Below are 21,154 nucleotides of genomic sequence, written 5' to 3' on the forward strand. Positions count from 1 at the left end.
GTATGACAGCGACGATTGTTAGGTGTTTTTGTTAGGTACAGCTTACGGTAAATCAGTTTAGGGTGCATAAAACTCTGGGGGTAATAGTGGTTTTAGCCTGTCAGAGAGATACATAGCTCCTTGTTTTGTTATATGTACTTCATCATAGTAAAATGGCAGGCCAGTTTTATCGACGACATTACATTTTTTAACTGGGCAGAATGCGTAAGTCATATTAATAAATTGATAACCTGAATTTTGATTTTTACGGAAGAAATCATTATTTTTAATATTCGTTTCAGGCAGTGATTTGAACACGACTTCGCTTACATCTTGATCATCTTTAAAGGCGTTAACCATTATAATAGGCAGTGGTTTGTGCATACCTTTATTACCGATAATGTATATTTTTACTTGTGGATTTTTTTGTTTTATCTGTTTAATTGCGTCGAGATTATAGTCTAAAGACCAATTACGCCAATTCATCGCAAGAAAAATAAAGTCAGTATTGATTAAGCGAGAGTCAGCTGTTATTTCTCTGATTTTTGCAGCACATTTAAGTAACTTTTTCTCGCCGATATTTTCAGAAAGGTTAATCTTATCGTAGAGCGCATTTAATGGCTCTGGAAGGTGGTAAAAAACGCCACATTTGGCTGATATTTTTTGAGCCATAAAATTAATTCGGTCATTATTAATGACACTTACTTTCTCATTGATGACATTAACAAAATCTGCTGATTGAGAATCACCGATAAACATAACATTTAATTTATTGTTATCAATTTTGTTATTTTTTAATGTGTTCATCATTTGCCAAGTATAAAGCTCACCTTTATCTGATTGGTCTAAATTGGCTGCAATAATTTGTTTCGGCATACCGGATATTTGATATAACAGAAAGGGGGTCGATTTATAAAAAACGACAAAAGCCAAGGTTGTAATGAGTGTAAAAACAAGTGTTTTTTTTCGGTTTTCAAACTGATTTTGTTCAATAAGATAATAGCTAAGTGCACCAAAAACCACAGACAATACGATGCCAATTGGCACCCAGTTATCTAATTGGTAATACACGCCATAGACCGCAATAGGCCAATGCCAGAGATAGATTGAGTATGACCATGTCCCGAGTGTTTGAAATAATCTGTTATTAGTAAATATACTGGTCTCTCGGTTACTCAGTAGAATGAGATAGGTACCAAATACAGGCACACAAGCCACGTAGCCCGGCCAAGGCGTCATTTTAGACGTGAGCGTAAATGATAATAGTATTAAGGTAATACCGATGATTTCGAGTAATCTTTTTTGATTCTCGTGTAGTTTTATCGGGTAGAAATAAGCGACACCGCCTAACAACATTTCCCAAGCACGGGTTGGGAGAGAATAATAAGCGAATGTAGGCCATCTCTCTGTTGCTACAACGCAAAAGATGTACCCTAGGATAGTGGCTACTATTAACAGGCGTTTTAAATTTTCGAGAGATAAATAGCGTTTTAAAAACAGCAGTATAATGGGGTATATAATATAGAACTGCCATTCTACGGATAATGACCAGGTATGTAGCAACCATTTTTCATAGGCGCTCGCATCAAAGTAACCAGATTCATAAAAATAAGTAATGTTTGATAGAAAAGTGATGCTGCTAGCGGCATGCTTACCTAGGGTTAGATAGTCGAATGGCGGCAATATAAACCAAGTAACGAATAATAATATGAAGCAAAGAGCAGCGAGCGGGGGAATAATTCTATTTGCTCTGCATAAATAAAAATCAGCTAAATTTAATGAATCCGTGTTTAATCCTTTAAAGATAATACCAGTCATTAAAAAACCAGAAATGACAAAGAAAATATCGACACCAGCAAAACCACCGGGCGCGATGCTCGGATTAAAATGGAACAATACGACAGCAATAAGTGCGATTGCTCTTAACCCATTTATATCGTTTCTAAATTTTACCATGTATACCTTCAGACGTAATTGTCGTGATCTTTGCTTCCAATGTATCGCAACATTCGATTCTACGTCATTGTCACCTTTCATATACTATTTTAAATCACGGTTTCCAAAAAGAAAGCTTTAGCTACAAGAGACATCAAAATTATGATGAGAGATAGGAGTAAGAGATACGCGATATATTAATTGAATGTGGCGAGTGTCTTTAGAATATAAAAATTAAAAAGCCCGCAATAGATTAATCTATTGCGGGCTGAATATACGCAACGGTTATTGCTTAGCTAAGCGCAGTACTCAGTAAATCATTGAATGTTTTACTTGGGCGCATAATAGCTTCTAATTTAGTTGGGTCTGCGTTGAAGTAGCCACCAATATTGACAGCTTTGCCTTGAACTGAATTTAGCTCTTCGACAATTTTTTGTTCATTTTCAGCAAGACTTGCAGCTAAAGGCGTAAATTGTGCAGCGAGTTCTTTGTCTTCAGTTTGCTCAGATAGGCTCTTAGCCCAGAACAGAGAAAGGTAGAAGTGACTACCGCGGTTATCCAGCTCACCAGTACGGCGTGATGGTGACTTACCGTTATCAAGTAGCATTTCAGTTGCTTGATCTAGTGTTGAAGCAAGTACTTTAGCTTTAGTGCTGTCTGTTTTCTTCGCTACGGCTTCTAGTGAAACGGCTAACGCCAGAAATTCACCGAGTGAGTCCCAACGTAAATGGTTTTCTTCAACAAGTTGCTGTACGTGTTTAGGTGCTGAACCACCTGCACCTGTTTCAAACAAGCCTCCGCCCGCCATTAACGGAACAATAGACAGCATTTTAGCACTTGTACCGAGTTCCATAATTGGGAATAGATCGGTTAGGTAATCACGTAAAATATTACCTGTCGCTGAAATTGTATCTAGGCCACGAACAACACGTTCAAGTGTGTAACGCATCGCACGTACTTGTGACATGATCTGAATGTCTAAACCTTCAGTGTCGTGATCTTTAAGGTATTCATTTACCTTAGTGATCAGTTCATTTTCATGCGGACGGTAGCGATCAAGCCAGAATACGACGGGAGTATCGGAATCACGTGCACGTGTTACTGCTAGTTTTACCCAGTCGCGGATTGGTGCATCTTTAACTTGGCACATACGCCAGATATCGTCTTTTTCAACGTTTTGAGTCATCAGTACTTCACCAGTGTCGACATCCACAATACGTGCTTCGCCTGTTGCTGGTGCTTCAAACGTTTTGTCGTGTGAACCGTACTCTTCGGCTTTTTGTGCCATCAAACCAACATTTGGTACGCTACCCATAGTGACTGGATCAAATGCGCCGTTGGTTTTACAGAATGCGATTATTTCTTGGTAAATACGGGCGAACGTTGATTCTGGGATCACGGCTTTAGTGTCTTTTGGACGACCATCTGCGCCCCACATCTTACCGCCACTACGGATCATAGCAGGCATCGACGCATCCACGATAACATCGTTTGGCGCGTGTAGATTAGAGATACCTTTATCGGAATCAACCATCGCTAACTCTGGACGATTGGCGTGACATGCGTGTAAATCACGACGAATTTCTTCACGTTGTGAACTTGGTAAGTCAGCAATTTTATCATAAAGGTTAGATAAACCATTATTTACATTTACGCCAAGTTTTTTAAATAACTCATCGTGTTTTGCAAATGCGTCTTTGTAGAAAATTCTGACCGCGTGACCAAACACAATCGGGTGAGATACTTTCATCATTGTTGCTTTTACGTGTAGCGAAAACATCATGCCGGTTTCGTAAGCATCTTGCATTTCTTGTTCGTAGAAATCACATAGCGCTGTTTTACTCATGTACATGCTATCTATAATTTCGCCATCAAGTAATGCTATTTTTTCTTTCAGTACGATACTTTCGCCAGTATCTGTAAGCAGTTCCATTCTTACATCGCGTGCACGATCTAGCGTTATTGATTTCTCGCCGTGGTAGAAGTCACCTTCACGCATATGTGCAACGTGAGTTTGTGATGCTTGGCTCCATTTAGCCATTGAGTGCGGGTGTTTACGGGCGAAGTTTTTAACTGCTTTTGGTGCGCGACGATCTGAATTACCTTCACGAAGTACAGGGTTTACCGCACTACCAAGTGCTTTCGAGTAGCGTTGTAGAAGTAATTCTTCTTCGTCAGTTTGTGGGTTTTCTGGCAGGTTTGGTATGTTGAAACCTTGAGATTGTAATTCACTAATTGCTGCTTGTAACTGTGGCACAGATGCACTGATGTTAGGCAGTTTAATAATGTTAGTGCTTGAATCTTGTGTCAGACGACCTAGTTCGCTGAGGTTATCAGATAATTTTTGTTCTTCAGTTAAATAATCTGGAAATTCGGCCAGAATTCTGGCTGCAACAGATATATCACTTTTAACTATATCAATTCCCGCTGTTGACGTGAATGTTTCAATAATAGGTAGAAGTGAGTAGGTTGCTAATAACGGCGCTTCGTCCGTTAATGTATAGATAATCGTTGAATTTTTGTCAGACATATTATTCCCTGGATTACTAGCGTATTGTCCCCCTGTTACTGTTCGGAACATCGTCTGCTAGCGTCTTTTAAATAAGAGCAGATTCTAGAGGGATTGAAAATTGTTATAGCTAGGTTGCAGAATTCGCAACAGCTGTTATCCTAGCAGATGTTCCGTATCTACTTTTTTCATAGTATCATAAAAATCGTACTATCCATCTTGTTTAACTTCAAAATACTTGAAATCATACCACTTTGTAATTATTTACAACGTCAGCACTTGTCATTGAATCGCTATATTTTCGTGTTCGGCAAAACTAAACTGTGGGTTGTTAGTAACCATTTGTTAACTAAAGCTCTACATTTATAGGATCTGAGGTAAGCTTTCTCTATCAATAAATTTTTGGATAAACAGGAAGTTAACGATTTTTATTCTTAACTAATTTATTTACGTAGACTCATATAATTAAATGTTGAACGTTGGTGGAGTAAAATGCTGCGTTGGTTTGAATCGCCATAAGTATTATTTGGTGAAATTGAAGCATATGTATATTTTTCGGAATGCGGATAAAAGGTGTTTTGGTGTAACACCTCTTATCCGACAAACTAAGCTGCCTTCCAATTAATATTTAAGACGACAGTTTTGGATTGATTAAAAGCGAACATTAATTTCTACTGATCGCTGCCAGTAATGAGCCTGCGCCAATAAACATACAGCCGAAAATTCGGTTCTGAATCATAACATGGCGTTTGCTCTGTATTAGGTGAGTGACTCTGGCCGCTAATATTGAATAACCCATCATTACAATCATATCAACAACGACCATAGTAATACCAAGAATCTGCATTTGCTGTAAGTGTGAGCCTAATGGTTCGATAAACTGAGGCAATAAGGCAACTAGAAAAACAATGCTTTTAGGATTGGTTATGTTGATAAATATTGCTTGAGTAAACACTTTCCATGCGCTTTCATCTTGGCTACGTTCTAATTCACTGCAGTCGGTGGTACTTTCTCTGAATTTCTGGACGCCTAGATAAATCAGGTAAATAATACCTGCCCACTTGATTGTAAAAAACATGACCTCAGACTGGGCAAGTAATGCACCTAGCCCTGCACCTACAATTGTAATATTAATGATATTACCAACTTGTAATCCAAGATTAGAGATTAAACTACGCTTAAAGCCATGTTTCATGGCGATAGACATGCTATTTACCGCCCCTGCACCAGGGGATATAGCCAGTACGATGCAGGCAATTAAAAATGCTAGCCATAAATCAAAATTCATAGATTACTCCGGTTAATCGTGACAGCTCTGGACTTGAGCTGTAATTGGAGCTAGTTTAATTAGCATTGTTCGTTAGGCATAGCATGTTTATGTTTCTTTCTTCGTAAGGAAAAGTGATGGATACTAAATTTATTGATAGCCTGATTGCTGTTGCAGAGGAAGGATCAATTGCTGGGGCAGCAAGGTCACAAATGATAACCGCTGCCGCAGTCAGCCAGAGAATTCTGTCACTCGAGCGTGAATTTAAATGTAAGTTATTCAGCCGAGCTGGCAATACGGTACAGCCAACCGATGCTTGTTTGACCATTCTTCCAAAAGCTAAATCCCTTGTCAGGGAGGCTAGAGATCTACTTGAAGTCGTTCAGGGTTCAGGGTTTAGTGGCACGTTAAGGGTCGGAGCTAATTCTACCTCGCTAATGGCTTTTATTCCGGCGACACTTAAGTCAATTCGTACATCGGTGCCTGAAGCAAAGTTTCATATTACACCGGGTAATTCGATTGATTTATACCGGAGTCTAATCAATGGTGATATTGATACAGCAATCATGGTCATGCCTACCTCTGTGATACCTAAATCGTTGAGGTACTGGGTTTTGAGAGATGAACCCTTGGCTCTAATTCATCATAAAAGCATCGAAGGTTCCCTTACTGAAATACTGGATAATAACCCTTATATACGATATGACCCTACTTGTTGGGGAGGGCAGATGTCTGAATTATATATGATTGAAAAAGGGATGACCAAAAATACGATCTTCGATCTCGATTCACTTGAAGCGATAGCTCAACTTGTTTCTGAAGAGGTGGGTGTGTCAATGGTGCCAATCTGGGCAGGATTAGAGCAGTTTAAAGAAATCATTACCACGGTCATTATTCCTGATAAAAAGTATGATCGAAAAATGGTGTTAATGCATGCTTATCATCCCCGCCAGCCAAGGCTACAGGAACTATTTATGAAGCACTTAAGTGAGCTTGAATCGATTGATGTTGTTGCACCATAGGGGCTGTAAAGCACAATAAAGCCCTGATCTAGGTATATCAGGGCTTTGGGTTAAGTTATTAATACATCAAGCTATAGAGTTTACGGCGGTAGTCAGCCACTAGTGCTGCATCAGTCATTACCGATAATAATTCTAAATAAACTTTTCTTGCGCCACCCTCTAAGAAATCATATTCCGTGCTTAAGATCTTAAATAACAATACCATCGCATCGTTATGTTTGTTGGCAATTTGAAGTTGCAGTGCCAGATCATAAGCCACTTGTAAATCATCTGGGTTTGCTTCATACGCAGCTGTTAATGCGATGATTTCCGGTGTTTCAGCTGATTTTTTAGCTGTCTCTAAATGTGAACGTAGCGTTTTATATTGGTTACTTTGTTGTTCATCTTCAGCAAATGTATCAAGTAATGCTTCAGTGGCTTCAACTTGATGTGAACCGAGTAATGCTTGCGCATAAGCTATTTTGATATCGCTATTATCTGGTGCCAGTTCGTAAGCTTGACCCATTAGTGGCACTGCTTCTGCAAATTTACTGTCCATTAACAACATCTGTGCCTGTTGCAATAATACTTCTTCTTGCTTTGGTAAATGACGACTAATGATTTCACGAATCGCTGCTTCTTCTTGCTCTCCGACAAAACTATCAACGGGCTTACCATCCTTAAAGATGGCTGTCGTCGGTAGGCTTTTGATGCCAAATTGCTGAGCTAATTCAGGATGACGGTCGCAATTTAATCGGGCAAGGATTATTTGGCCATTTAAGCTTTGGGCGATATTTAATAGGCGGGCACTTACTTGGTTTTCTGGCGCACGTTCAGACCAGAAATCAATGACGATTGGCTGCGAGTATTTACCTTGTAGTAAGATCTCTTGAAAATTGTCACTGGTAAGGTCAAGGATATAATTCTGCACTGATTAACTCCGTCAAATTGCGTATAGATATAAATTCGGTATATGAAAGACATATGGGGGATCAAGTTACTATAATCAAGTCTAGTGTATCTATCCATGAGTGAGATCTTGATCACTGTCGTCAAAACAAAAACAACATATATTGATGGTTACCGGTATCAAGGATGTGTTCTAGGATGAGTAAATCTTTATTTATAAATGGTATCAGTTGTGCTCTGCTTGCTTGTTTAAATTCAACCTCTGCGTTTGCCAGCACTAATACGGAAGTGACTACGGAAAGTGGTAATGAGGCGGAAAAATTATCGTATCAAGTTAGTTTTGGGCCAACAGCTGAAATATTGCTAAGTGTTCAGAAAATCACGCGCCAGCAATGGATTACTGCGCAGATGCAATTGGCACCCAGTTGGCATTATCCGTTAACGGCACAATTTAATTCAGCTGATAATAAGTGTAATTTAAACGTTAATAGCGTGAGTAATACTAAACAGGAAAAAGATCGTGTTTGTTTAAAAGCACAAGAGTCAGTTTGGCTAGAACATGCGTTAACGGCGAAAGATCAATTACGTCAGCGTGTGGCATTTGCTTTGTCGCAGATCTTTGTTGTGTCGAGCCAAGAGTCTACATTGGCTAAATACGGTGATGGTTTAGCTTGGTATTACGATCTGTTCGTGAAGCATAGCTTTGGTAATTACCGTGATTTATTGCAAGATATCACCTTGTCGCCCGCGATGGGGGTTTACCTATCGATGCAAGGTAACCGTAAAGCTAATCTTAATGAAAATACTTTCCCAGACGAAAACTATGCCCGTAAAGTGATGCAGTCATTCAGTATTGGGCTATATCAATTAGACATCAGTGGACGAGTTATTTTGGATAAACAGGGGAATAAAATTCCGAGCTATCAACAAGCTGATGTTGAAAACTTAGCCCGGGTATTTACAGGTTGGGATTTAGTCGAAAATAAACGCTATGGTCATCGTCGTAGTGGGCGTTATGACACCTTTATGGCGTTGTCGCCTCAACAGCATGACTACAACGAAAAAGTATTATTTGGTCAGAGTATCACTGCGGGAATGAAAGCAGATAAGGAATTGTTTATCAGTCTCGATATATTATTTAATCATCCCAATGTCGGGCCTTTTATTAGCCGCCAGTTAATCCAGCGCTTGGTGTCATCAAATCCATCATCCGATTATATTAAACGTATTGCAACGGTATTTAATGACAATGGCGAAGGTATACGTGGTGATTTAGCTGCCGTTGTACAAGCTATCTTACTCGATGATGACGTCAAGGTGTAACCACTTCACTGGTATGATATTACGCATGCTATAAGTGATTATAGATGTATATATGCAGGTTTTATGTGTTTCATTCCGTTATATTGTTGAAAACGCTATAAATAGAGCTTATTTGAGTTTCAATAGCGTTTTTGTTACCCTGTTAAGCGTTTTATCATTGGTATCACCATGGTTATAACTGGTGAACTTTTCGTTTTTACTTTTCGATTAAAAAGTATTGCAGGATATATGCTCAAGCATAATTTATGGATAGCTCGTTAAACAAAAATAGTACGTTCAACAAATATAGTATTGAAACCACTGACTACCAAGTCGGTCAAGATAACGTTCAAAAGTGGGGTTTCGATATACATAACCCCGTATTCGGCATTAGCGCCGGCCTCATTTTCTTCTTCCTTTCCGCACTCCTCCTCGTTGACCCAACTACCGCTAAAGAAACATTAAACAGTGTTAGAAATAGCATCATGGCAGACTTTGATGTGTTCTTTATGTGGTCGACTAATTTCTTTGTCTTTTTCACTATGGTATTGATCTTATCGCCGCTTGGTAAGATCCGTATTGGTGGTGTAGGAGCAAAATCAGAGCATTCAACCATTTCTTGGATGGCGATGTTATTTGCGGCAGGTATGGGTATTGGTCTGTTGTTCTGGGGGGTTGCAGAGCCGACGGCTTACTTCACTAACTGGTGGGGAACACCATTTAATGTTGAGCCACTAACGCCTGAAGCAAAATCGTTAGCACTTGCCGCAACGATTTATAACTGGGGTATCCATGGCTGGGCTATCTACGGTATCGTTGCCTTATCATTGGCTTTCTTTGCTTATAACAAAGGACTTCCGCTATCAATTCGTTCGGTATTCTATCCGATAATTGGTGACAGAGCGTGGGGCTGGGCTGGACACATTGTTGATGTTATGGCTGTGCTTGCGACGTTATTTGGTCTTGCGACATCGCTTGGTCTAGGCGCGCAACAAGCGGCAAGTGGTATCAATCACGTGTTTGGTATTGATGGCGGTATTGGCTTACAATTGATTGTGATTGCCTTTGTGACTTTAATTGCGATCTTCTCGGTTATACGTGGTATTGACGGTGGCGTTAAAGTATTGAGCAATATCAATATGCTGTTTGCGTTCGCATTACTTATTTTTGTCATGATCATTGGCTTTGATGTGATAACGGTATCAATTCCTGAAACCCTTATTGCTTATGCACAAAACTTTGTTAGTTTAAGTAATCCTCATGGTCGTGATGATACAGCGTGGATGCACGGTTGGACTGTATTCTACTGGGCATGGTGGATCTCATGGTCACCATTCGTAGGTATGTTCATTGCACGTATTTCTAAAGGCCGTACAGTACGTGAGTTTCTTTGTGCGGTGATCTTTATTCCAACGCTAATAACACTTGTGTGGATGGCGACGTTCGGTGGTATTGCTATCGATCAAGTTGTTAATAAAGTCGGTGAATTGGGTACCAATGGTTTAACTGATATTTCACTGTCTTTATTTCACGTATACGATGCACTGCCGTTTGGTGATGTGTTATCAGTATTATCGATTATCTTAGTATTAATCTTCTTTATTACGTCATCTGACTCTGGTTCACTTGTGATCGACAGCATCACATCGGGCGGTAAGATTGACGCGCCAGTGCCACAACGCATTTTTTGGGCCACTGTAGAAGGTACAATTGCGGGTGTTATGCTATGGGTGGGTGGTACGGAAGTTCTACAAGCTCTGCAAGCCGGTGTTGTAACGACGGCATTACCATTTACGTTTGTATTGCTAATCATGTGTGTCAGCCTCATTAAAGGTCTGAACTCAGAGCGCCATTTATACAAGTAAAAACTGAATTGAAAGTTAAGTGTTAAAGCTTAAGTATTAAATTTAAGTTTGAAAATGGCATCTTTTAAAATGTCATTTGGTGAACGCCAACGGCCTCAAATGTATGCTTGAGGCCGTTTTTTGTTCTAGTCAGATCGCAAATTTCACGCATTATAATTTCAACGGTGTGTTTTACGTTATATTTTAGGATATGGGTTATTTTAAATACACACGGAGATATGGATGAATAAAGTAATTCTAAAAGGATTTATCATAGTCCCGACGGCTGATTTGTCTGCGGTTAAGAAAGCGCTAATAAGTCATAAAGAGTTAACGCGTAATGAACCAGGATGCTTGATGTTTAACGTCACTCAATCTGAAATTAACCTTAACCGTTTCGATGTGTATGAAGAATTCATTAATAAGGCTGCGTTTGATCAGCACCAAGCTAGGGTTAAAAACTCAGCGTGGGGCAAGGCTGCCGCTAATGTAGAAAGACATTATGAGATACTTGAGTAAGTTATAATCGGTTAACAATATGTCAGTGAATACAGAGAAAGGAGATTCTGGTGGCAACCCTGCGGGCGTGGTGCTTAATGCCGATAAGCTATCAGATGCGCAAAAGCTAAAGGTAGCGCAAGCGGTTGGCTATTCTGAAACGGCCTTTGTGTCGAATGATGAAGTCGATTTTGAGGTGTCTTTTTTACCACCACCAATGACTATATTTTTGAACAAGGCAGGGCGATGAATTGTGCGTCGATTATCACAGCATCTGTTGGTTTCAGGACGCTAAGATAACCAGTGTTAAAGTGGGTGGCGTCGCGAATAAAATCGGTTCGATGAATGGCTATGATGTAGTCATTTTTATTGTGCTGAATCATTTATAAAAAAACCTATTTATAAGGAACTGTAAATGTCACTTGAGTCTGCAATTACATTTTTTATCGCGATATTTATTTTTGGTATCACGCCTGGACCGGGTGTATTCGCGATCTTGGCGCGAGCCATGGTCGATGGCCCCAAAAAATGTATCATGCTCGCAATGGGGATGATTGGTAGTGATGTGCTTTATCTAATATTGGCCTGTTTGGGTCTTGCTACCATTGCTGAGAACTGGTCCGAAGTATTCACCGCTATTCGTTATTTAGGTGCCAGTTATCTGATTTATCTTGGTTATAAAATGCTGAAAGCCTTACCTCAGATTAAAAGTGACATTCAAGCTGAAACAACAGCGCAGAAAGAAAAAGCAATGTTAGCGAGTTTTACTCAAGGTTTTTTAATTTCAGCCTCAAACCCGAAAGTGATCTTGTTTTATATTTCATTTTTGCCAACGTTTATCGATCTGACCGTACTAACGGCGCAAGATATTGCGTTAGTATCCGTCTTGTCATCGATTGCCTTGATGTCTGGGTTGATGTTGATCGCTTTAGGTGCGAGTCGAATGGCTGGAATGCTAAAGACACCAGCGGCACATCAGCGATTAAACCGAGGTGCTGGTAGTATTATGATCGCAGCAGGTGCGTATTTGGCGATAAGTAAGTAATATTAAGTTTATCTGTAGCCACAAAAGAAAACACGATGAAAATTCTAGCTTTGGTATTTGATGATGGCAAATTTTTGACTTCTCCAGGTGCCTCAGCGGGTACTTATGCCGTTACGATCTGAAATTATTTAATCTTGTCTGTTTTGTTTGAGCAGTAATCCACCTATGATGATTAATATCATATTTTTTTATCTACCTTTTCTTCTAAAGTGAAAATTTCCTTGTTCTCTATGGATGCTAGGCTTAGTGTAATGATAATTATTTTCATTTGCTGGTCGGGTTTTTGGCTGGGCAGTACAATTGATATCAGGTGAAGTGAATTATGGATACAAATTTAAAGTTTAAAGTTAATCATTGGATTAAAAGCGATCCCGATCCCCGTACTCGACAGGAATTGCAGGCGCTTCTTGATATCAATAATGAAGCTGAGTTGCAGCAACGATTTTCGGGACGGCTCGCATTTGGTACTGCTGGGCTTAGAGGTATTGTTGCCGCTGGTCCTATGAGAATGAATCGCTTAGTAGTACAACAAACTTCTGCGGGTTTAGGTGCATACCTTAAACAACAGGTAAAAGATATTGAGACTCGAGGTGTTGTCATTGGATTCGATGGCCGCCATGATTCAAAGCAGTTTGCCCACGATGCTGCAGGTGTACTCGCTGCAATGGGAATTAAAGTTTATTTGACCAGTAAGGTAGCGCCGACACCGTTAGTTGCATTTGGGGTAACTCACCTTAATGCCGCTGCGGGTATTGTCGTAACTGCTAGCCATAATCCGCCTCAGTATAATGGGTATAAGGTATATTGGGGTAACGGTACACAGATCATTCCGCCTCATGATTCAGGAATCGCAGCATGTATAGATAAGGCAGCAACAGAAAGTATTCGTTTACTGACACTTGAAGCCGCGTGTGCTGAAGGTCGACTTATTATGCTGGAGGATGATTACTATCAAAGCTACCGCCAAGGGATAAAGGATGCAGCTGTGCTGCAGAATCATACCCGGCCAGAGTTAGTGAGCCTATCCTATACTGCCATGCATGGTGTTGGCGCCGAAATGGCCGAAACAGTGCTTAACGATGCAGGGATATCTCAGGTTTATTCAGTGGCGTTGCAGCGAGAGCCTGATGGAGACTTTCCGACAGTCAATTTCCCTAATCCTGAAGAGAAAGGTGCGATGGATCTTGTTATTGCCGAGGCGCAGAAGCATGATGCAACGCTGGCTTGTGCTAACGATCCTGATGCAGATAGGTTTGCTGTGGCTGTGCGTACAGAGACTGGTAAGTATCAGATGCTCACTGGCGATCAGGTCGGCGTATTATTGGGTCATTACCTCATGAACCACGCAAGTGAACATAATCGTTTAACCTGCACAACTATTGTTTCCTCTAGTCTATTATCGAAAGTAGCAGCTAGCCTAGGTGCTACTTGTTTGACAACCCTGACTGGTTTTAAGTGGTTAACGAATGTGGCTATGGCTGAGCAAAGTGATGATAACCAGTGTTTGTTTGCCTATGAAGAAGCCTTAGGTTATATGGTTGGCTCTATGGTATGGGATAAAGATGGTTTATCTGCACTTGTGGCATTTGCCCAGTTAACGGCAGAGTTGGCTAGCCAAGGACAGACTGTTTGGGATCGGTTAGAAGAGATTTATCGTGAGCATGGGTTTCACTTAAACACTCAGGTGAGTATAGCCCTTCAACCGACGACGCCGAACATTGGGGATTGTCTGCGTAAAGATCTACCGACAGAGATTGCTAATAAACTGGTTTTGAGTACGGATGATATTAGCAGCGGTCTACGAATCTTTAAAGATGGCTCTACAGAGTCAATTGATTTACCTGCTAGTGATGTGCTTATCTTCAAGTTAGCAGGTGGCTCGCGCGTTATTGTTAGGCCGTCAGGCACTGAACCTAAAATCAAATGTTATTATGAAGTGGTCGAAACCATGACCGCTGAAGATAGTTTAGATAGTGTTCAGGCTCGAGCTCAGGCCGAGATGGATGCCTTTATTTTGGTTCATCAGGCATCATTGCCTCAGTAAGTCGATTTTATTATTATGATTTTGCGCACTAATTTGGTGCGCTTAGCTATTTCAAGCACTACTATCGTCCTTTAAAACCTTATTTCAAAGTACTAAAATTTACTGTAACCCTTATTTTCACGTATTTTAAATACATTTTCCTTGTGATCTACGCCTACTTCCCCCAAAATTATAGACTTGGCTGAATTTTTGCTTTATCTATATATAAATGAATATGAATATGCGTAAACAAGGATGAACATATGCAGAAGCTAAAACAAATACCCAAGTGGGTTAAAACGACATGTCCTTATTGCGGTACCGGTTGTGGTGTCGAAGCGCAAGTAAATCAAGATAACTCCGTTACTATTCGTGGTGATGAATCACACCCAACCAATTTAGGTAATCTTTGCTCTAAAGGATTAACGCTAGCCGATACCCTAGTCCCAGAAGGACGTCTTACCGAATGTTATATTCGTGGCCAAGCGCAGAGTATGGAAACCACATTAAGCTATGTTGCATCATCGTTTAACAAAGTGATTGCCGAGCACGGCCCTGATGCTGTAGCCTTTTATGTATCGGGTCAGTTACTTACCGAAGATTACTATATTGCCAACAAATTGATGAAAGGTTTCATCGGCAGCAGTAATATTGATTCTAATTCACGTCTGTGCATGTCTTCTGCTGTTGTCGCTCATAAACGAGCCTTTGGTGAAGATGCAGTACCTGCCTGTTATGCCGATATTGAAGAAGCTGAACATATTTGTTTAGTGGGCTCGAATCTCGCTTGGTGTCATCCCATTTTATTCCGCCGTATTAAACAGGCGAAAATGGCAAATCCGAATTTGAAAATAACTGTCATCGACCCGCGTCGCACGGACACCTGTGATATAGCGAGTTTGCATTTAGCTATTCGACCGGGTACGGATGTCGCACTTTACAATGGTTTGTTAGAATTTCTTGATCAAGAAAATGCATGTGACCTCAATTATATCGCTCAACATACCGAAGGTTTTGAAGAAGCACTCGCGTCTGCTTATCAATCAACACCAAGTTGGGCTGAACTGGCTGAATTCTGTAATCTTGAACTCGATATTATGATGGCTTTTTTCCGTCGTTTTACTGATATTGATAAAACCTTGACGCTATTTAGTCAAGGTGTCAATCAGTCGACCAGTGGTACGAACAAAGTAAATGCAATTATTAACTGTCACTTAGCGACAGGCCGTGTTGGTAAACCGGGCGCTAGTCCATTTTCTGTGACCGGTCAGCCTAATGCCATGGGTGGCCGTGAAGTGGGTGGCCTTGCCAGTATGCTAGCCGCGCACATGGATTTTACCCCAGAAAGTCATGCACTGGTGAGTGAATTCTGGCATACCGATAAATTGGCGACAAATACTGGTGCCAAAGCTATTGATATGTTTGACCAAGTGCACGAAGGCAAGATTAAAGCAATTTGGATTATGGGTACCAATCCTGTTGTAAGCTTACCGGATTCTGACAAAATTCAGCAGGCGTTATTAAATTGCCCGCTGGTGGTTGTCTCTGATTGTATTGCTAAATCAGATACCATCGCCTGTGCCGATGTATTGTTACCTGCGCAGGGGTGGGGTGAAAAAACCGGTACCGTGACTAACTCAGAACGCTGTATATCGCGTCAACGTGGTTTCTTACCGAGTGTGGGTGAAGCAAAAGCCGATTGGTGGTTATTAGCTGAGGTAGCCAAACGCATGGGGTTTGGTAAAGCATTTAGTTTTGACAGCGAAGCAGACGTATTTTCTGAATATGCGCAGATGACCGGATTTAAACAAGAAACTTTACCGCGAGGTTTAGATATCGCGGTATTAGCAGAACAAGATTATCAAGAGCACCAGCCTATGCAGTGGCCAATACATGGTGACGAGTCACAAGCGCGATTATTCACTGATGGCCAGTTTTCAACACCGTCTGGTAAAGCTAATTTCATCTCGCTTTATTACAAATCAGCGGCAAGTGAAGTCTGTAAAGATTATCCAATGATTTTAAATACGGGTCGTAACCGTGACCAATGGCACAGCATGAGCCGAACAGGGTTAGCAACAAAACTTAACGGTCATATGCCTGAACCGTTATTGTCGATTAACCCACAAGATCTCACCGAACGCGGTCTTGTTGACGGTAGCTTAGTTGCGGTTGAAAGTTTACAAGGTAAGCTTCTAGTACGTACACATGCCACGGTGAGCCAAAACCCTGGTGAGTTATTTCTACCGATTCATTGGAGTCGTCAAAACGCCAGTGCAGGTGCTATTTCTAGTTTAGTAGCTGGACATACCGATCCGTTATCTGGACAACCGGAAAACAAGTATACTCCCGTGAGCGTCAGTGCGTGGTCACATTCATCTCGTGCTGCGTTATGGAGTCAACGTCGTTTACAAGTTGCTAAGATATTACCTATGGTGGATTATTGGGTTGAGCGTCGTTTAGAGCAAGGTTTCTTATATTATCTTGCGAGTGTTGCTGAGCCTGCGACTTTCTTTCAGCAATTAAAATTAGCCTTGTATAATGGCTATATGACCAAGCAAGTTGATTATAACAATGCAGCCGAACAGAAATACCGTTTTGCTATGAGCTTTCAGGACAATTTGGATGTCAGCTTAATGGTAACCCCTGCTAATGATGTTGATGATGATTCTTGGTTAACCAGCTTAACCATGTTAACGCCGGATGTCGGTTTACGTGCAACGCTAAAAGGAGAAGCGGAAACCCCGTCAAGTCGTATGATATGTGCATGTCATCAAGTGACGGAGAATGACATTATTAAAGCCGTCGAATCAGGCGCTGATACTGTTGAAGCTGTTAGCGGTTGCAGCAAAGCGGGGACCGGGTGTGGTTCTTGTATTCCCGAAATTAAACGGGTAATGGCAAGTTGTGAAATTGCCATTACCCTGGTGAGTTAATTCATTGCTAAGAGATTTAACTCATCGGATTAGTGGCTTGCTGGCAGTATATAAAGGTAAATTGTCACAAAGTGGCAAGCGCTACCGAGTAACACGAATATGTGCCAAATAGCGTGGTTATACGGAATACGTTTATTGGCATAGAAGATTGCGCCAATTGAATAAGCAAGTCCACCGGCAATCAGCCAATACAGTGCGCCGGTGGCGAGTTTACCTAATAATTCATCGCCAGAAAAAACAATTAACCAACCCATAATAAGATAGAAAAACAGCGATACCTTCTTAAATCGTTCAGCCCAATAGATTTTAGCTATGATACCAAATATCGCCATTGACCAGACCACAGCAAAGATACTCCAGCCTAATACACCACGCAATTCAATGAGTAATAGTGGAGTGTAAGTCCCAGCTATTAGCAAGAAAATAGCGCAATGGTCGAGAGTTTTTAATTTTGCTTTAGTCGCTGGAACCGTTGCATAATGGTAAGCACTTGATGCAAAAAATAATAAAAACATCGAGATGCCATAAATACTAAAACTGGTAATACGCCAAGGATCAGCTTGTTGTATTGAGGGTACTAATAGTACGATAAGCGCGACGATACTCAGTAATGCACCGATGATATGAGACCAAGTGTTCGCGGCTTCTTCTTTTACACTATAAGGGGCGGCTACCGTACCTATATTCGTTATTATTGGTGTAGCACTGTCTGGCATACATCATCCTCGTTTAGTTGTTCTACCATTTAGACGTACAAGTGTACGCTTAAAGTATTTTAATTTAAAGGCAATAAATTCATTCTATTTTTTTAAAATATTATAAAATGATTTTTTATAATATTAAGGACTATTATCAATGCTATACCCAAGTTACTTCTCTGATGCTATACCAGAGACGAGCAGGGCAGCCGAACGAAGGTATCCTCGACTTCAAGCCTTGAATATTTTCTCCATTCGATTTGCTGATTTTGTATTTTGAAGTAGCTTGGGTATATATAATTGTACTTTTATTTTAAAATGAAGGTTTTAGATAGTTCGATCATTGATATCACAGAAAATAGCAGAGAATAATTATGACAGCATTGAAATTGACATCGAAAATAGTCGTGTGGGGCTTATTGATTGCAGGCGTTGTTGCTGTCATAGGCCACTTTTATTGGTCAAGACCTCTGCAAAACTATCCTGTACTTGAGATCCAAATACAAACATCACTACAAAATAGTGTGAAGGAAAGCTCTTCGCTGGCTCAATTTAGCGGGCAAACTTGGACGGCTAATGATAGTGGGGACGGTGCTAATTTATATCAAATAGATGAGAAAACAGGGAAGGTTATTAAACAGGTCTATGTCAATGACGTCATCAGCTATGACTGGGAATCGTTAGCGCAAGATTCCGGTAATCTATTTGTTATGGATTGCGGTAACAACCAGGGAAACCGTGACAGTCGCACCATTATTAACATAGATACTGACGCACTTATGACAGCGGAGGACGGTTCAAGTATTGCTGCGATTAACACCACTCGTTTTTCAATGGCGGATAAACCTGAAGAAGCGTTAACCATGTATATGCATGATTATGATTGTGAGGCGTCGGCTGTGGTTGATGAAGAACTGTGGGTCTTAAGTAAAAATTGGACGAACTTTCAAAGTCGCTTGTATCGTCTAGATTTAATTGAGATTACTAGCGGTACAGCAAGTGATAAGGTGATCCCAGTGATTCCAGACCAAACACTGAATGTGGACGGGTTGATAACAGCGGCAGATTATAATGCTGACACAGGTCAGCTGGTTTTACTTGGTTATGATAGCAATATGATTTACAAACATCCCTTCATTTGGATTATTCCTGTTGAAAATAAAGACTTGAATTGGGATGTTGCAAAGCGTTTTAACCTTACGCCTTACGGACAATGGGAAAGTATTCTTTGGCAAGGCGAACAGCAATTATTACTGACGGCTGAAGCCAGTTGGGGGAGTGCTGGACGTGTTGGTATTGTGACATTAAGTGCGTTAACAGTATTAGATTAATATCGCGTAAAAGAGTATTCTACTAGCGAAAATTACCAATTTGAGTGCGATATATTAGCGGACATACCACTACTATCGAGGTATAATTCTGCTGTTGATAGCGTGCTCAGCGATTTAATGATTAGCTAGGCGCAGTATGCAAAACGATTTAAAAAATAACTTACAAGATTGTTTACCAGACGATTTACACAATAAGCATCACTATCAAGATTTGATTCGTATTTTTAACCACACATTTTCAAGCGAATTTAATACTCAATTAGTCAAAGGTGATGATGAGCCCATATACATGCCGATGAATACTAATTTTGAACAATATGTAAGTTGTGATCATCACCGTATTATTTTTGCCCATGGTTTTTTTTCCAGTGGCATGCACGAAATTTCGCATTGGTTAGTGGCGGGATTAGCACGTCATCAATTGGTGGATTTTGGTTACTGGTATATTGCTGATGGTCGTAATGCGCAGCAGCAAGCTGAATTTGAAAAAGTAGAAATTGTGCCACAGGCGATTGAATGGATTATTTGTGTTGCTGCAGGTGCTAAGTATCGTGTCAGTGTAGATAACGTATCTGATATTGTTATTGACCGATTGGCTTTTCAGCACAAGATCCATAAGCAAGTACAAATCTATTTAGAAAAAGGCTTATCAACGCGCACGCAAGCTTTGGTTAGTGCACTAAAAGCGTTTTACAAGACCAAACCGCTGACATTAGCAGATTTTGATTATCGAGGTATGTATGAATGCTAAGCCATTTAAACTGGGAATTATTGTTAATCCAGTTGCCGGTGTTGGTGGTAGTGTTGCACTAAAAGGTAGTGATAATGTTGCCTTGCAAGCGCTTAGTTTAGGTGCTATTCCACAAGCGAATAATCGTATGTTACAAGCATTAGGCCAGTTTTCTGAGCTTGCTCAGCGTTTTACCGTTGTGACTGCGGGTGGCGAAATGGGCGAGCGCTGCAGTTTAGAACTAGGGTTTAATGTTGAAGTTGCTTATAGACCTAAAAATGATGTCACAACCGAGCAAGATACCTATGCGGCAGTTGATGCATTATTAACGCAAGGTATTGATTTGTTATTGTTTGCTGGTGGAGATGGTACCGCGCGTAATATTTGCGCCACCATTAACGATACCGTCCCTGTATTAGGCGTGCCAGCGGGCTGTAAAATCCATTCTGGTGTTTATGGTGTGACCCCTAAAGCTGCAGGTTGTGTTGTACGTCGACTGATCTTAGGCGAACTTGTTACCTTGGCTGACGCTGATGTCATGGATATTGACGAAGTCGCATTTCGTCAAGGTACAGTTAAAGCGAAACGTTATGGCGAGATGATGGTGCCGTCTGATTTACGGTATGTACAAAGCGTGAAAATGGGTGGTATTGAGTCGGATGAATTAGTGCTAACAGACATAGCTGCCGATGTAATGGCAGATATGGAAGATGAATATTATATTATGGGTTCCGGATCAACGGTGGCATTCACCATGGCTGAACTGGGACTGGATAATACTTTATTAGGTGTTGATGTTGTGCATCAGCATAAATTGATCGCTTCGGACCAAACGGCTGCGCAGTTAATCGCGTTGACGGAAGACAAACCCTGCAAATTAGTGATCACCTTAATTGGTGGTCAGGGCCATATTTTTGGACGTGGAAATCAACAACTGTCGCCGCAGTTGATTAAACAAATCGGCAAAGAAAATATTATTGTGCTGGCAACCAAAACGAAGCTGTCGGCATTAGCAGGGCGTCCCTTAATTGTAGACACAGGGGATGCTGAATTAGACCAAGCATTATCAGGTTTTATTCGTGTAACTACAGGTTATCGTGATTACATCATGTATCGTGTCGCCAACCCAGAGTATGAGGAATAATCA

The 21,154-nt window shown here is 40.7% G+C and carries 16 protein-coding genes; 11 read left to right on the forward strand and 5 right to left on the reverse strand.

Features of this window, described 5'->3' with window-relative positions; translation table 11 throughout:
* Window positions 1-57 precede the first annotated feature (57 nt).
* The 3 genes from HWV03_RS05690 to rhtB form a co-directional block, all read right to left on the reverse strand.
* Window positions 58-1,935, reverse strand: coding sequence for an acyltransferase family protein (locus HWV03_RS05690; RefSeq protein WP_211678875.1), 1,878 nt, complete (start codon window positions 1,933-1,935; stop codon window positions 58-60).
* Window positions 1,936-2,206: 271 nt separating this feature from the next.
* Window positions 2,207-4,444: an NADP-dependent isocitrate dehydrogenase gene (locus HWV03_RS05695; protein WP_211678876.1), complete on the reverse strand. Its 2,238-nt coding sequence runs from the start codon at window positions 4,442-4,444 to the stop codon at window positions 2,207-2,209.
* A 643-nt stretch (window positions 4,445-5,087) separates the two neighbouring features.
* Window positions 5,088-5,711 (reverse strand): homoserine/homoserine lactone efflux protein, encoded by a 624-nt coding sequence (rhtB, locus tag HWV03_RS05700; RefSeq protein WP_211678877.1) that lies wholly within the window; start codon window positions 5,709-5,711, stop codon window positions 5,088-5,090.
* A 116-nt stretch (window positions 5,712-5,827) separates the two neighbouring features.
* On the opposite strand from rhtB, the gene HWV03_RS05705 reads away from it, so the two are divergent.
* Complete coding sequence (locus HWV03_RS05705; RefSeq protein ID WP_211678878.1) at window positions 5,828-6,712, forward strand: LysR family transcriptional regulator; 885 nt, start codon at window positions 5,828-5,830, stop codon at window positions 6,710-6,712.
* 58 nt (window positions 6,713-6,770) lie between these two features.
* On the opposite strand, the gene HWV03_RS05710 is transcribed toward HWV03_RS05705, so the two are convergent.
* Complete coding sequence (locus HWV03_RS05710; RefSeq protein WP_211678879.1) at window positions 6,771-7,622, reverse strand: tetratricopeptide repeat protein; 852 nt, start codon at window positions 7,620-7,622, stop codon at window positions 6,771-6,773.
* 176 nt (window positions 7,623-7,798) lie between these two features.
* Between HWV03_RS05710 and HWV03_RS05715 the strand changes: the two genes are divergently transcribed.
* The 7 genes from HWV03_RS05715 (at window position 7,799) to HWV03_RS05745 (ending at window position 17,248) form a co-directional block, all read left to right on the forward strand.
* Window positions 7,799-8,923, forward strand: a complete 1,125-nt coding sequence (locus tag HWV03_RS05715; protein ID WP_211678880.1) for a DUF1800 domain-containing protein — start codon at window positions 7,799-7,801, stop codon at window positions 8,921-8,923.
* Between the two features lie 245 nt (window positions 8,924-9,168).
* Window positions 9,169-10,767, forward strand: coding sequence for a BCCT family transporter (locus HWV03_RS05720; RefSeq protein WP_211678881.1), 1,599 nt, complete (start codon window positions 9,169-9,171; stop codon window positions 10,765-10,767).
* Window positions 10,768-10,989: 222 nt separating this feature from the next.
* A complete protein-coding gene (locus HWV03_RS05725) occupies window positions 10,990-11,265 on the forward strand; it encodes a putative quinol monooxygenase (protein ID WP_211674479.1) in 276 nt (91 codons plus the stop codon).
* Window positions 11,266-11,284: 19 nt separating this feature from the next.
* A complete protein-coding gene (locus HWV03_RS05730; RefSeq protein ID WP_211678882.1) occupies window positions 11,285-11,494 on the forward strand; it encodes a PhzF family phenazine biosynthesis protein in 210 nt (69 codons plus the stop codon).
* A 165-nt stretch (window positions 11,495-11,659) separates the two neighbouring features.
* Window positions 11,660-12,289, forward strand: a complete 630-nt coding sequence (locus tag HWV03_RS05735; protein ID WP_211678883.1) for a LysE family translocator — start codon at window positions 11,660-11,662, stop codon at window positions 12,287-12,289.
* Between the two features lie 322 nt (window positions 12,290-12,611).
* Entirely contained in the window at window positions 12,612-14,333 is a 1,722-nt protein-coding gene (locus HWV03_RS05740) for a phospho-sugar mutase (RefSeq protein ID WP_211678884.1), read from the forward strand.
* Window positions 14,334-14,575: 242 nt separating this feature from the next.
* Window positions 14,576-17,248 carry a nitrate reductase gene (locus HWV03_RS05745; protein WP_211678885.1) on the forward strand — a complete coding sequence of 891 codons (2,673 nt, stop codon included), beginning with the start codon at window positions 14,576-14,578 and terminating at the stop codon, window positions 17,246-17,248.
* Window positions 17,249-17,277: 29 nt separating this feature from the next.
* Here the strand turns inward: HWV03_RS05745 and trhA are convergent, their stop codons facing one another.
* Complete coding sequence (gene trhA, locus HWV03_RS05750; RefSeq protein ID WP_211678886.1) at window positions 17,278-17,964, reverse strand: PAQR family membrane homeostasis protein TrhA; 687 nt, start codon at window positions 17,962-17,964, stop codon at window positions 17,278-17,280.
* Window positions 17,965-18,320: 356 nt separating this feature from the next.
* On the opposite strand from trhA, the gene HWV03_RS05755 reads away from it, so the two are divergent.
* From HWV03_RS05755 to HWV03_RS05765, 3 genes are all read left to right on the forward strand, one after another.
* Window positions 18,321-19,277: a hypothetical protein gene (locus tag HWV03_RS05755; RefSeq protein ID WP_211678887.1), complete on the forward strand. Its 957-nt coding sequence runs from the start codon at window positions 18,321-18,323 to the stop codon at window positions 19,275-19,277.
* Between the two features lie 136 nt (window positions 19,278-19,413).
* Window positions 19,414-20,028 carry an elongation factor P hydroxylase gene (locus HWV03_RS05760; protein WP_211678888.1) on the forward strand — a complete coding sequence of 205 codons (615 nt, stop codon included), beginning with the start codon at window positions 19,414-19,416 and terminating at the stop codon, window positions 20,026-20,028.
* The gene (locus HWV03_RS05765) at window positions 20,018-21,151 is read left to right on the forward strand and encodes an ATP-NAD kinase family protein (protein ID WP_211678889.1); all 1,134 of its coding nucleotides are present in this window, start codon (window positions 20,018-20,020) and stop codon (window positions 21,149-21,151) included. The genes HWV03_RS05760 and HWV03_RS05765 overlap by 11 nt, the downstream gene beginning before the upstream one ends.
* Window positions 21,152-21,154: the final 3 nt, after the last annotated feature.

This window comes from Moritella sp. 36, assembly GCF_018219415.1.
GTDB lineage: Bacteria > Pseudomonadota > Gammaproteobacteria > Enterobacterales > Moritellaceae > Moritella.

What these genes read in the sequence shown, in the direction of transcription:
- HWV03_RS05690 (WP_211678875.1), bottom strand. Translation starts at nt 1,935, where the DNA reads ATGGTAAAATTTAGAAACGATATAAATGGGTTAAGAGCAATCGCACTT.
- HWV03_RS05695 (WP_211678876.1), bottom strand. Translation starts at nt 4,444, where the DNA reads ATGTCTGACAAAAATTCAACGATTATCTATACATTAACGGACGAAGCG.
- rhtB (WP_211678877.1), bottom strand. Translation starts at nt 5,711, where the DNA reads ATGAATTTTGATTTATGGCTAGCATTTTTAATTGCCTGCATCGTACTG.
- HWV03_RS05705 (WP_211678878.1), top strand. Translation starts at nt 5,828, where the DNA reads ATGGATACTAAATTTATTGATAGCCTGATTGCTGTTGCAGAGGAAGGA.
- HWV03_RS05715 (WP_211678880.1), top strand. Translation starts at nt 7,799, where the DNA reads ATGAGTAAATCTTTATTTATAAATGGTATCAGTTGTGCTCTGCTTGCT.
- HWV03_RS05720 (WP_211678881.1), top strand. Translation starts at nt 9,169, where the DNA reads ATGGATAGCTCGTTAAACAAAAATAGTACGTTCAACAAATATAGTATT.
- HWV03_RS05725 (WP_211674479.1), top strand. Translation starts at nt 10,990, where the DNA reads ATGAATAAAGTAATTCTAAAAGGATTTATCATAGTCCCGACGGCTGAT.
- HWV03_RS05730 (WP_211678882.1), top strand. Translation starts at nt 11,285, where the DNA reads ATGTCAGTGAATACAGAGAAAGGAGATTCTGGTGGCAACCCTGCGGGC.
- HWV03_RS05735 (WP_211678883.1), top strand. Translation starts at nt 11,660, where the DNA reads ATGTCACTTGAGTCTGCAATTACATTTTTTATCGCGATATTTATTTTT.
- HWV03_RS05740 (WP_211678884.1), top strand. Translation starts at nt 12,612, where the DNA reads ATGGATACAAATTTAAAGTTTAAAGTTAATCATTGGATTAAAAGCGAT.
- HWV03_RS05745 (WP_211678885.1), top strand. Translation starts at nt 14,576, where the DNA reads ATGCAGAAGCTAAAACAAATACCCAAGTGGGTTAAAACGACATGTCCT.
- trhA (WP_211678886.1), bottom strand. Translation starts at nt 17,964, where the DNA reads ATGCCAGACAGTGCTACACCAATAATAACGAATATAGGTACGGTAGCC.
- HWV03_RS05755 (WP_211678887.1), top strand. Translation starts at nt 18,321, where the DNA reads ATGACAGCATTGAAATTGACATCGAAAATAGTCGTGTGGGGCTTATTG.
- HWV03_RS05760 (WP_211678888.1), top strand. Translation starts at nt 19,414, where the DNA reads ATGCAAAACGATTTAAAAAATAACTTACAAGATTGTTTACCAGACGAT.
- HWV03_RS05765 (WP_211678889.1), top strand. Translation starts at nt 20,018, where the DNA reads ATGAATGCTAAGCCATTTAAACTGGGAATTATTGTTAATCCAGTTGCC.